Below are 10,870 nucleotides of genomic sequence, written 5' to 3' on the forward strand. Positions count from 1 at the left end.
CCGCCGGCGCGCACGCCGAGCTTGGTCGGCGGCTCGGACGCGGCATGGGCCGAGAACGGCACCGGCGTGTTCTTGCCGATCCTGCCCTTCGCCAATGCCTCGAAGGTGAGGTAGAGCGTCATCATCTTGGTGAGCGAAGCCGGATAGCGCCGGCCGTTGGCGTCGGCCGAATAAAGCACCCTTCCGGTCTTGGCGTCGACGACAATCGCGGCAGACTTTGCCGCCATCGCGGAGGCGACATCGGCGGTGACAATCGTCACCGCGAGCGCGGCAATCATGATCGCCTTGAAGGAGAATGAAGATTTGGAGACGAAGCCCGACAACGCCTGACGCACCGTTACTTACCCTGAATTTTCGTTGCCCCGGAGGCGGCAGAGGGGTGCCTGCCTCACTTCCGGCCAAGCTATCGCGGTCAGCGTTACCAATCCGTTTATGGTAACCGCCGCGTTCACCATTTTCTGGCGATTTGAGCCTCTGTTTATTCGAACTTTAGCGGTCGCTGTCGCGCGGAGCCCTTGCGGCTCAAGGCAATCTTGACTTTTGTGCAGCGCACAATATATTCCAGTGCATTGCACAAGGGCGCGCCCGGGGCTAAATGGGCGTTTCAACCAAGGGAAGGCATGAAATGACCCAGACCTATGAGGACTTCGCGAAATACGGCAAGGAGTTTGCCGACACCGGGCTGAAGAGCTTTGCCTCGCTCACCAAGGGTGCGCAGGCGATCGCGACCGAAGCCGGCGAATACACCAAGAAGAGCTTCGAGGCCGGCAGCGCCGCCTTCGAGAAGCTGTTCTCGGCCAAGTCGATCGAGAAGGCCATCGAGATCCAGACCGACTACGCCAAGCAGAGCTACGAGAGCTTCGTGGCCGAGGCCAGCAAGATCGGCAATCTCTATGCCGAGCTCGCCAAGGAAGCCTACAAGCCGTTCGAATCGGTCGTCGCCAAGGCGAAGTAATTTCGTCCGATCACATCGGGCAGGCTAGCCGGCCCGCAAAAACAACCCGGTCGCGGAAGCGCGGCCGGGGTTTTTCATGCGCCGCCGCAACCACCCGCGCCTTGCCGCATTCACGATTGAGAAATTCGCTGAAGTTTGCGTACCTAGCCATATTGTCAGCTAAACAGAAGGGCTTAAAATCGGCCATCGAAGACCTACATGTTGAACTCGCATGAGGATTCGAAAAGGCAGGACTACGTGACGATCGGTTTGACTGCCACGGCAGGCGTGGTGCGAATGCAAGGTGACGGCGACCGCAACGATCCCGGTCGCGGCACGGCGGTCATCACGCGCACCAAAACCAAGACAAAAAAGCCCAGCCTCTACAGGGTCCTCATCCTTAACGACGACTACACTCCCATGGAGTTCGTGGTCCACGTCCTGGAGCGTTTTTTCCAGAAGGACCGCGAGGCCGCCACACGCATCATGCTGCATGTTCATAATCATGGAGTGGGCGAGTGCGGGGTCTACACATTCGAGGTGGCCGAGACCAAAGTGTCTCAGGTCATGGATTTCGCCCGACAGAATCAGCATCCGCTGCAATGCGTGATGGAGAAGAAGTGAGGTAACATGCCGGCTTTCTCCCAAGGCCTGGAAAAGGCGCTACATCAGGCGCTGACTTTCGCCAACGAGCGGCATCATGAATATGCAACGCTCGAACACCTGCTGCTGGCGCTCATCGACGACACCGAGGCGGCCGCGGTGATGCGCGCCTGCAATGTCGATCTCGACGAGCTCAAGCACACCGTTCTGACCTATATCGACACCGAGCTTGACAATCTCGTCACCGGTTACGACGAGGATTCGAAACCGACCGCCGGGTTCCAGCGCGTCATCCAGCGCGCCGTCATCCATGTGCAGTCGTCCGGCCGCGAGGAGGTGTCCGGGGCCAATGTGCTCGTCGCAATCTTTGCCGAGCGCGAAAGCCATGCGGCCTATTTCCTGCAGGAACAGCAGATGACCCGCTACGACGCGGTCAACTACATCTCGCACGGCATCGCCAAGCGCCCCGGCGCTTCGGAGTCGCGCACGCCGCGCGGCGCCGACGATGAGCAGGGCGGTCAGAACGGCGCCGAGCCGCAGGAAGACGGCGGCAAGAAGAAGCCGCAGGACGCGCTGACGGCCTACTGCATCAACCTCAACAACAAGGCCAAGGCCGGCAAGATCGATCCGCTGATCGGTCGCGAGAGCGAGATCAATCGCACCATCCAGGTGCTGTGCCGCCGCTCCAAGAACAACCCGCTCTATGTCGGCGACCCAGGCGTCGGCAAGACGGCGATCGCCGAGGGCCTTGCCAAGCGCATCGTCGAAGGCGACGTGCCCGAGGTGCTGCAGGACGCCACCATCTTCGCGCTCGACATGGGCACGCTGTTGGCCGGCACGCGCTATCGCGGCGACTTCGAGGAGCGGCTGAAGCAGGTCGTCAAGGAGCTCGAGGACTATCCGGGCGCGGTGCTGTTCATCGACGAGATCCACACCGTGATCGGGGCAGGGGCCACGTCTGGCGGCGCCATGGATGCCTCGAACCTGTTGAAGCCGGCGCTGTCGTCCGGCGCGATCCGCTGCATCGGCTCGACAACGTACAAGGAGTTCCGCCAGTTCTTCGAGAAGGACCGCGCGCTGGTGCGGCGCTTCCAGAAGATCGACGTCAACGAGCCGACCATCGAGGACGCCATCGAGATCATGAAGGGCCTGAAGCCCTATTTCGAGGAGTTCCACAAGGTCCGCTACACGAGCGAAGCGATCAAGGCTTCGGTGGAGTTGTCGGCCCGCTACATCAGCGACCGCAAGCTGCCGGACAAGGCGATCGACGTGATCGACGAGACCGGCGCCTCGCAGATGCTGGTGCCTGAGGCCAAGCGCAAGAAGACGATCGGCATCAAGGAAATCGAGGCGACGATCGCCACCATGGCGCGCATCCCGCCGAAGACGGTTTCGGCGGACGACGAGAAGGTGCTGCAGGGTCTCGATGTCGAGCTGAAGCGCGTCGTCTACGGTCAGGATACCGCAATCACCGCGCTGACGTCGGCGATCAAGCTGGCGCGGGCGGGCCTGCGCGAGCCGGAGAAGCCGATCGGCTCCTACCTTTTCTCAGGGCCGACCGGCGTCGGCAAGACAGAAGTGGCCAAGCAGCTTGCGGCCTCGCTCGGCGTCGAGCTGATCCGCTTCGACATGTCGGAATATATGGAACGCCACACCGTCTCGCGGCTGATCGGCGCACCTCCCGGCTATGTCGGCTTCGACCAGGGTGGACTGTTGACCGACGGTGTCGACCAGCATCCCCATTGCGTGCTGTTGCTCGACGAGGTGGAGAAGGCACATCCGGATCTGTTCAACATCCTGTTGCAGGTGATGGACCATGGCAAGCTGACCGACCACAACGGCAAGCAGATCGACTTCCGCAACGTCATCCTGATCATGACGACCAATGCGGGCGCATCGGACGCTCAGCGCGCGGCGATCGGCTTCGGCTCGACCAAGCGCGAGGGCGACGACGTCGAGGCTATCAACCGGCTGTTCACGCCCGAATTCCGCAACCGTCTCGACGCGATCATTCCGTTCGGCTCGCTGCCGATCCCGGTGATCCATCAGGTGGTGCAGAAATTCGTCATGCAGCTCGAGGCCCAACTTTCCGAGCGGGGCGTCACCTTCGACCTGTCGCCGGACGCGATCGCCTGGCTGGCCGACAAGGGCTATGACGAGCGCATGGGCGCGCGTCCGCTCGGCCGCGTCATTCAGGAGCACATCAAGAAGCCGCTGGCCGACGAGGTGCTGTTCGGCAAGCTGAAGAAGGGTGGCACGGTGCGCGTCACCGTCGAGAAGAAGGAAACCGGCGAGACCGGCCTGAAGCTCGAATCGTTGGCCGATGAAGCTCCGGTGAAGCCGAAGAAGGAAGAGCCGGAGGACGCGCCGAAGCCGAGGAAGGCGGCGGCGAAGAAGCCCGCCGCCAAGAAGGCCGTGGCGCAGAAGCCGGAGCCGAAGGGCAAGGACGGCGGCAAGCGAAGCCTGGTGCCGCAGCTGCCCCGCAAGGGCTGATCGACCTGAAGCGCGTCCCGCTGAAACGGATTCAGGCGGCGCGCGCTAGGTGCTTGTTACCAAAACGGCCGCCCGCCTTTGGGCGACATGCATTGAAGTCAAAAAGCCCCGGCAACGGGGCTTTTTGCTGGCTGCAGAGTCAAGCAACGCCGTCCGGCGCGAAGCGTGTCAGGAAATATCCGCACGCCTTCCAGATCATGATCGACAAGAGGGCACCCGCGTAGCCGTCGATGGCATAATGCCAGCCAAGCGCGACTGAGCCGACCATTATCATGGCAGCGAATGCCCACATCAGGATACCGGCCGGCCGGGAGCGCTGCGTTGCGTACAAGGAGAAAAGCACCGCCATCGCCACGTGCATGGACGGGAAAGCGGATATGCCGATGCTGCCGACGGTCGCGCCGGTATAGCCGCTCCATAGCATGTCCTGCGTGCTAAGCGCCCAGATCGGATAAACGCGATCGGCGGCGGCGAGTGCCTGCATGAGCTGACGGAAGTCACCGCCGAGCCCCAGTCGCTCGTAAAAGCACGGCCCCGCCGACGACAGCCCCATCGCCAGGAAGAAGCCGCCAAGCGTCCATATCAGCATGAAGCTCATCAGGAACTGATGACGCAGCTTCGTATCTTTGCGCGTGATGCAGGCGGTGAAAACCGTGGCGATGAGCACGATGAACCAGAAATTGTAGGCGAGATTGAGCATTCTCAATGCAAAGGGCGACTGGACGATAAACCACAGCCATTCGTCCGGCGCTCTACCGAAATGCAGGATCCGATCGGCGTGGGCCAGCGCCTTGTCCCATGCAAAAGGGGAAAGGATTGCGATGGCTCCTTTCAGAACGCCGACGGCGGATACGAAGGCGATGCTGGCGGTCAGGCCGTTGAGGCTGTTGGCCGTGCGTTCGGCGTCGCCGAAAAAGCTGCCCAGCGATTTCAGGAAGGTGCCGAGCGGTTCGGGATCCCGTTTGACCAGTGCAAGGTGGAGAAAGATCCCAAGTGCAAAGACGCAACCGCAGATCCAGAAAGCGATCAAAAGGTACTCAATGTATTCCTTCAGTATGCCGAAATCCGGCATGTTTCCGGTGCGCATGCCGATAGCTATTGCCAGAAGCAGAGCGCCGACGGCCAAGGCATGGAGCATCCTGTGCCGTCGAAAGGCGTGTGCCAGGACGATCAGAAAAGCCCGTCCGCCAGCCATCCTCGCAAGGGGGGTCGACGCCGCAACCGAATTGTCCATGGTTTGAAACCCAATAGCTCGCCACGCCCCAGCGTTCTACAGCGAGATGGTTCGATATTTCCTAACCAAACGATTCGAGTGCAAACGGTCGCATCCGGCGCCGCACGCGGCCGGCCGGGGAAAAACGCGCCGGGGTTGTCGCGGCAAACCGATATAGGATCGTCAGTGCGAGGCTGTCAGTCGGCCTTCAACGGCGACGGGACCGCGCGCTTTAGTTTCCCAGTGCCGCGCGGATCTTGCCGGCGTTCTCGGCCAGCACTTCCGGCTTTTCCATCTGCCCGGAATGGGGCTTCAGCGGCACGCCGTCGAAGCGCGGAATGACGTGGACATGGAGATGGTAGACGGTCTGCCCGGAGGCCGGCTCGTTGAATTGCATCAAGGTGACGCCGTCGGCATTGAAGGCCTTTTTCACGGCAACCGCCACCTTCTGCACCACGGCAAACAGCGGACCGAATGTTGCCGGATCGGCGTCGAGGATATTGCGCGACGGCGCCTTCGGCACCACCAGCGTGTGGCCGACTCCTTGCGGCATCACATCCATGAAGGCTACGACCGCATCGTCCTCATAGATGCGGTGCGAGGGGATTTCGCCGCGCAGGATTTTCGCAAAGATGTTGCCGGGATCGTAGGCTTCGGCCATGGCGGGCACTCCGGATTAGGTCGTCGTCCGGTGTAGCGAAGCCGCTTCCGAGCGGCAAGACGATTGAGCCGATCTGTCGGCAGCGCGGTCGGCCATCGCTGTTGCATGATCGCAGGTGTTGTCGTCTGATACGTCAATGTCAGGATGGAGCGACTATGAAGTGGATCGTCGTCGGATGGCTGTTGTTCATTGTGTCGGCGCTGTTCTTCATCGCCGCCGCGTGGTGCGCAGGCGATCTGCTGGCGCTTGGCGGCGGCATTTTCTTCCTGGTTGCCTGCTTTTCATTCCTCGTTCCAATCGCGGCCCGAAAGCCGCAATGACTGTGGATGGCAAGGCCCGAGCTATTCCTTGAGATCCTTGCGGAACGGGGTGTGCTCTTCGAGATACTCCCCCATCCGCTCCACCTCGCGACGCTCGCGGCGAAGGTAGTCGGCAACCGCGTTGCGCAGGCCGGGATGGGCGATGTAGTGCGCCGAATGCATGGTCACCGGCTGGTAGCCGCGCGCCAACTTGTGCTCGCCTTGCGCGCCGGCCTCCACCACCTTCAACTTGCGCTCGATCGCGAAGTCGATCGCCTGATGGTAGCAGACCTCGAAATGCAGGAAGGGGTGATCCTCGATGCAGCCCCAGTTGCGGCCGTAAAGCGCGTCGGACCCGATGAAGTTGATGGCGCCCGCAATGTAGCGGCCGTTGCGCTTGGCCATGACCAGGAGAATGTCCTCGGCCATGCGCTCGCCGATCAGCGAGAAGAACTGGCGGTTGAGATAAGGGCGGCCCCATTTCCTGCCGCCGGTATCCATGTAGAAAGCGAAGAAATCGTCCCAGACGCGTTCGGTGATGTCCCTGCCGGTCAGCCAATCGATGCTGATGCCGTCGGCCAGCGCCTCGCGACGCTCCTTTTTCATCGCCTTACGCTTGCGTGAAGCGAGCGTGGCGAGGAAGTCATCATAGCTCGAAAAGCCTTCGTTGAAGAAATGAAACTGCTGGTCGGTCCGGTGCAGGAAACCCGCTGCTTCGAGCGTCGCAATGTCGGGCTCGGCGGCGAAGGTGACATGCGCGGAAGACACGCCGAGCTTGTCGGTCACCAATTTCAGGCCGGCGGCGAGGCCGGCCCTCACCGCGCCTTCGTCCTCGCCCCTGCTTACGAGCAGGCGAGGGCCAGTGACCGGCGTGAACGGCACCGAGCATTGCAGCTTCGGATAATAGCGCCCACCTGCGCGCTCGAACGCGTCCGACCAGCCGTGGTCGAAGACATATTCGCCCTGACTGTGCGATTTGAGATAGCAAGGCGCGGCGCCCAGCAGCTTGCCTTGCGCCGTCTCGAGCCTGAGGTGATGACCCTGCCAGCCGGTGCGCCGCACGGCACAGCCAGAATCCTCAAGCGCGCTCAGAAAACCGAATGAAACGAGCGGGTTGTAGCCACTTGCTTTGTCGCCGCGCGTGGTTGCGGCGAAGCCGTTCCATTCATCGCAGGTGAATGCGCCGATGGTCGCCGCGACGCGGACCGAATAGTCCGCATTCGCTGTCCGTCCATCGTCGTCGTCACCCTGATCCATCCGGCTTATTTAAGCGTCCTCAGGGCTGCTACAAGTCACGTTTCAGGCACTGCCTCACAGCATGATGCCGAAAGTGCGAAGCGGTTTTCGGACGGCATCATGCTCTCTCTCAGATTGATTTCGGCGGATCTGTTCCAGGTCGTTCGACCTGAAATCATCCAGCTCTAGGCGACCTTGACCAGGTCCGGCTCAAAGCCCTCGAAGGTCATCTGGTCGGCATATTTGAAGGTGAGGTCGACCGCCGGCTGGTCGTGTACGGTCCAGGTGATGACCGGCATCTTGAGCTTTTCGCGCACGAAGCTGACGAACGGGTTCGGCAGATCGCCGGCGGCGTAAGAGGTGAAGGCGAGGTTGTGCGCCAGCATGGCAAAATGCGCCTCGATCAGCTGGTCGTCCTTGCCATAGGCGGTGAGCCCGCCGGGAATGCCCGGCGCCTCCTTGGCGAAGTCGCGGATCAGCCAATGGTCAAACGACATGATCGCCACCTTGCCAGTGTAGCGCTTGAGCAACCTGCCGACGCTCGCGACCAATCCTTTGTCGTGGCCGGGAACACCTTTCAGCTCGACCACCAGCGGCACGCGTCCGTCGATCAGGTCGAGCGCCTCCTGCAACGTCGGCACATGATCTTTCGTGCCGCCCACCTTGAGCGCGGTGAGCTCGGCCGCGGTGCGTTGCCAGACGAAGCCATCCTCGCCTGTCAGTCGTTTCAGGTCGCAGTCGTGGATGATGACGGGAACGCCGTCGGACGAGATATGCACGTCGCATTCGATCGCGTAACCGCGGTCGGCTGCCGCGGCGAAGGCCGACAGCGTATTCTCCCAGCGTGTCTTGTTCATGTCGTGGAAGCCGCGATGCGCGACGGGGCGGGCAATCAACCAGGAAAGGTCGGTCATGTCAGGCTCGTTTCACTCGACTTCGAAGATCGCTTCGATCTCGACCGCGGCATTGAGCGGGAGCGACGCAGTGCCGACGGCGGAGCGAGCGTGCTTACCACGTTCGCCGAGGACCGCGACGAGGAAGTCGGAGGCGCCGTTGGCGACCAGATGCTGCTCGACGAAGTCCGGCGCCGAGGCGACGAAGACCGTGATCTTGACCAGCCGGCGGATTTTTTCGAGATCGCCAAGTGCTGCCTTGGCCTGCGCCAGGATGTTGATGGCGCAGAATTTTGCGCCCTCCTTGCCGGCGGCGGTATCGATGTCGCGGCCAAGCAGCCCGCTTGCCTGCAGCTTGCCGTCCTTCAGCGGCAGCTGCCCGGCGGTGAAGAGCGTGTTGCCGGTCCGGCAGTAGGGCACGTAGTTGGCGGCCGGCGCTGCTGCGGCCGGAATGGCGACGCCGAGATCGCTTAGCCGCTTTTCGATTGTTTCGCTCATTGGTTTTCCCTATTGCTGGAAGGCGCCGCGTTGGCGGGGCCGAAATTGCTATTTTTGCCTCGCTTCCGCCACGACTTTTTTTAAGCTGGACCATCTTTCCCTGCGGCCTGCCATCGGCCGCGACGATCGGAGCACCGCATGCGCTTGACGCGCCTTTTCCTTTCCACCGCTCTCGTGTCGGCGGCCATCCCGATGGCTCCGGCCCTTGCCGTGCCCGCGCTGCAGGCGCACCGCGCCGTCTATGATCTCACCCTCAACAAGGCGTCCGACCGCTCCGGCATCACGGGCATCTCCGGCCGCATGGTCTATGAGTTCAACGGCTCTCCCTGCGAGGGCTATACGGTGAAGTTCCGTTTCGTCACGCAGATCGTCACCAGCGAGAACACTAGGCTGACCGACCAGCAGACGACGACGTTTGAGGACGCAGAAGGCAAGACCTTCTCCTTCGTGACGAAGTCCTTCGTCGACCAGAACCTCGACAAGGAAGTCAAGGGTATGGCGACCAGGGAGCCGAAGGGCCTCAAAGTCAACATCGACAAGCCCGAGAAGAACACGCTCGAGCTCGCCGCCACGCAGTTCCCCACCCAGCACCTCGTGGAGCTGATCGGCAAGGCCGAGAAGGGAGAGAACTTCTATCAGACCAATCTGTTCGACGGCTCCGAGGATGCCAATAAGGTAATGACGACCACCGTCGTCGTCGGCAAAAGAGCCGACGCCGACAAGGCGGACCCGGAAGCGCCGGCGCTCGCCGAGCTTGCCACCGACAAATACTGGCCGGTCGACATCGCCTATTTCGACGACACCGACAAAAGCGGCGAAGAGGTGCCGGAGTACCGGATCAGCTTCAAACTGCATGAGAACGGCATCACGCGCGACCTCGTCATGGATTATGGCGACTTCTCAATGACCGGCAAATTGGTGAACCTGTCGCTGTTCGATCAGGCCAAGCCCTGTCCGGCCTCGAAATAGCGGCGGGTTAACCGCTACGGCGATCCGTCGCCGAGCCTGACTTGAAGACGCCGCAATCCCGTTCCAGCATCCCGTAGGCATTTCGGGGGAAAAGCTTGGGCAGGATCGACGTGTTCGTGGCGCCGCGACCCAATCCGGCGCTGATCAAGGTGATGACGATCGTCAACCGCATCGTCATGTTGCGAGGGGTTCCCGGCTTCCGCGACCTGTTGCCGTTCAATCGGCTCGCCGGCCTGCGCGGCGTCGCCAATATCCGTCACATCGACTTTCCCGTCGCCGACCAGCAGAAGCTGCACGCCTGCTGCGGCGAAGGCCAAGCGACGTTCATCACGCCCAACCATCCGGAATTCTTCACCGACTGGATGATCGACAAGGAGATCGTCTCGCGCGTCAGCCCGCTTGCCGCCTCATGGGCAACACATGGGGTGGTGAACGGGCTCGGTCGGCTGATGCAGAGATTCTGGCTGGCCAACAATCTGATCGCGCAGATTCCCGGCAACAGCGAAGCCGCCAAAGCGTATTCGGTCGATTGGGCGCTGAAAGGCCATGGCGTGCTGCTTCATCCGGAAGGCAGCGTCGGCTGGCACGGCAACTATGTCGCGCCGCTGCTTCCCGGCGCGGTGGAGATGGGGCTGGCGGCGCTGAAGCGCGGGCGCGAAACCAACAAGGATTTCAAGGTCTGGGTGGCTCCTGTTGTCTGGAAGCTCGCCTTCATCGGCAATGTCGAGCGGCCGCTCGCCAGGGAATGCGCCTATGTCGAGAAAAAGCTGAAAATGGAAAGTGTTGCAGCCGGCTCCCTGCCGGAGCGCGTCTACAGCATCTATTCAGGCCTGCTGTCCCTCGACGAGCAGGCCTGTGGCCTGACCGCAGAGGCGGGCGCTTCCTTTGCCAGCCGCCAGCAAAGGGTGCTGGCCGAGCTTGGCCTGCGGCTCGCCGATGCCGTTGCGGCCGAACCCGACCTCGATTTGGCCGAGTTGCTGCGGCGTTCACGCCGCTGGCTGCGCGAGGGCAAGGCTGATGCGGATGAGCAGAAACGCGTGCGAAAACTGGCGGAAGCGATCCAGCGCGTCC

General features: G+C 61.9%; 12 protein-coding genes and 1 pseudogene. 6 read left to right on the forward strand and 7 right to left on the reverse strand.

Features of this window, described 5'->3' with window-relative positions; translation table 11 throughout:
* Positions 1 to 335: pseudogene (locus EOA49_RS26685) on the reverse strand (D-alanyl-D-alanine carboxypeptidase); the annotation flags it as partial.
* Between the two features lie 290 nt (positions 336 to 625).
* Between EOA49_RS26685 and EOA49_RS26690 the strand changes: the two are divergent.
* Positions 626 to 955: a phasin family protein gene (locus EOA49_RS26690; RefSeq protein WP_066992785.1), complete on the forward strand. Its 330-nt coding sequence runs from the start codon at positions 626 to 628 to the stop codon at positions 953 to 955.
* A gap of 10 nt (positions 956 to 965) precedes the next feature.
* Here the strand turns inward: EOA49_RS26690 and EOA49_RS32835 are convergent, their stop codons facing one another.
* Positions 966 to 1,142: a hypothetical protein gene (locus tag EOA49_RS32835; RefSeq protein WP_164746966.1), complete on the reverse strand. Its 177-nt coding sequence runs from the start codon at positions 1,140 to 1,142 to the stop codon at positions 966 to 968.
* A gap of 89 nt (positions 1,143 to 1,231) precedes the next feature.
* Here EOA49_RS32835 and clpS point away from each other — a divergent pair, with 89 nt between their 5' ends.
* Both clpS and clpA read left to right on the forward strand, forming a co-directional pair.
* Complete coding sequence (clpS, locus tag EOA49_RS26695) at positions 1,232 to 1,558, forward strand: ATP-dependent Clp protease adapter ClpS (protein WP_041000825.1); 327 nt, start codon at positions 1,232 to 1,234, stop codon at positions 1,556 to 1,558.
* Positions 1,559 to 1,564: 6 nt separating this feature from the next.
* Entirely contained in the window at positions 1,565 to 4,030 is a 2,466-nt protein-coding gene (clpA, locus tag EOA49_RS26700; RefSeq protein WP_066992605.1) for an ATP-dependent Clp protease ATP-binding subunit ClpA, read from the forward strand.
* Positions 4,031 to 4,169: 139 nt separating this feature from the next.
* Here the strand turns inward: clpA and EOA49_RS26705 are convergent, their stop codons facing one another.
* Both EOA49_RS26705 and EOA49_RS26710 read right to left on the reverse strand, forming a co-directional pair.
* Complete coding sequence (locus EOA49_RS26705) at positions 4,170 to 5,102, reverse strand: phosphatase PAP2 family protein (RefSeq protein ID WP_127241790.1); 933 nt, start codon at positions 5,100 to 5,102, stop codon at positions 4,170 to 4,172.
* A 373-nt stretch (positions 5,103 to 5,475) separates the two neighbouring features.
* Entirely contained in the window at positions 5,476 to 5,904 is a 429-nt protein-coding gene (locus tag EOA49_RS26710) for an HIT family protein (RefSeq protein ID WP_066992609.1), read from the reverse strand.
* A 155-nt stretch (positions 5,905 to 6,059) separates the two neighbouring features.
* On the opposite strand from EOA49_RS26710, the gene EOA49_RS26715 reads away from it, so the two are divergent.
* Positions 6,060 to 6,224 carry a cytochrome oxidase subunit III gene (locus EOA49_RS26715; RefSeq protein ID WP_127241789.1) on the forward strand — a complete coding sequence of 55 codons (165 nt, stop codon included), beginning with the start codon at positions 6,060 to 6,062 and terminating at the stop codon, positions 6,222 to 6,224.
* 21 nt (positions 6,225 to 6,245) lie between these two features.
* On the opposite strand, the gene EOA49_RS26720 is transcribed toward EOA49_RS26715, so the two are convergent.
* From EOA49_RS26720 to EOA49_RS26730, 3 genes are all read right to left on the reverse strand, one after another.
* Positions 6,246 to 7,460 (reverse strand): GNAT family N-acetyltransferase, encoded by a 1,215-nt coding sequence (locus EOA49_RS26720; RefSeq protein WP_127243444.1) that lies wholly within the window; start codon positions 7,458 to 7,460, stop codon positions 6,246 to 6,248.
* A 164-nt stretch (positions 7,461 to 7,624) separates the two neighbouring features.
* Positions 7,625 to 8,353 carry a glycerophosphodiester phosphodiesterase gene (locus tag EOA49_RS26725; protein WP_127242191.1) on the reverse strand — a complete coding sequence of 243 codons (729 nt, stop codon included), beginning with the start codon at positions 8,351 to 8,353 and terminating at the stop codon, positions 7,625 to 7,627.
* 12 nt (positions 8,354 to 8,365) lie between these two features.
* Entirely contained in the window at positions 8,366 to 8,830 is a 465-nt protein-coding gene (locus tag EOA49_RS26730) for a RidA family protein (RefSeq protein WP_066992618.1), read from the reverse strand.
* A gap of 138 nt (positions 8,831 to 8,968) precedes the next feature.
* On the opposite strand from EOA49_RS26730, the gene EOA49_RS26735 reads away from it, so the two are divergent.
* Both EOA49_RS26735 and EOA49_RS26740 read left to right on the forward strand, forming a co-directional pair.
* Positions 8,969 to 9,799 carry a cell envelope integrity EipB family protein gene (locus EOA49_RS26735; RefSeq protein WP_127242192.1) on the forward strand — a complete coding sequence of 277 codons (831 nt, stop codon included), beginning with the start codon at positions 8,969 to 8,971 and terminating at the stop codon, positions 9,797 to 9,799.
* Positions 9,800 to 9,894: 95 nt separating this feature from the next.
* Positions 9,895 to 10,870: hypothetical protein (locus tag EOA49_RS26740; RefSeq protein WP_127243445.1), on the forward strand; the 976-nt coding region annotated here is incomplete at its 3' end.

Origin of the sequence: Mesorhizobium sp. M1A.F.Ca.IN.020.04.1.1, assembly GCF_003997315.1 — a bacterium.
GTDB lineage: Bacteria > Pseudomonadota > Alphaproteobacteria > Rhizobiales > Rhizobiaceae > Mesorhizobium.

Bases quoted from the DNA above. Each gene is read 5' to 3' on its own strand.
- EOA49_RS26690 (WP_066992785.1), top strand. From the start codon at position 626: ATGACCCAGACCTATGAGGACTTCGCGAAATACGGCAAGGAGTTTGCC.
- EOA49_RS32835 (WP_164746966.1), bottom strand. From the start codon at position 1,142: ATGGCCGATTTTAAGCCCTTCTGTTTAGCTGACAATATGGCTAGGTAC.
- clpS (WP_041000825.1), top strand. From the start codon at position 1,232: ATGCAAGGTGACGGCGACCGCAACGATCCCGGTCGCGGCACGGCGGTC.
- clpA (WP_066992605.1), top strand. From the start codon at position 1,565: ATGCCGGCTTTCTCCCAAGGCCTGGAAAAGGCGCTACATCAGGCGCTG.
- EOA49_RS26705 (WP_127241790.1), bottom strand. From the start codon at position 5,102: ATGCCGGATTTCGGCATACTGAAGGAATACATTGAGTACCTTTTGATC.
- EOA49_RS26710 (WP_066992609.1), bottom strand. From the start codon at position 5,904: ATGGCCGAAGCCTACGATCCCGGCAACATCTTTGCGAAAATCCTGCGC.
- EOA49_RS26715 (WP_127241789.1), top strand. From the start codon at position 6,060: ATGAAGTGGATCGTCGTCGGATGGCTGTTGTTCATTGTGTCGGCGCTG.
- EOA49_RS26720 (WP_127243444.1), bottom strand. From the start codon at position 7,460: ATGGATCAGGGTGACGACGACGATGGACGGACAGCGAATGCGGACTAT.
- EOA49_RS26725 (WP_127242191.1), bottom strand. From the start codon at position 8,353: ATGACCGACCTTTCCTGGTTGATTGCCCGCCCCGTCGCGCATCGCGGC.
- EOA49_RS26730 (WP_066992618.1), bottom strand. From the start codon at position 8,830: ATGAGCGAAACAATCGAAAAGCGGCTAAGCGATCTCGGCGTCGCCATT.
- EOA49_RS26735 (WP_127242192.1), top strand. From the start codon at position 8,969: ATGCGCTTGACGCGCCTTTTCCTTTCCACCGCTCTCGTGTCGGCGGCC.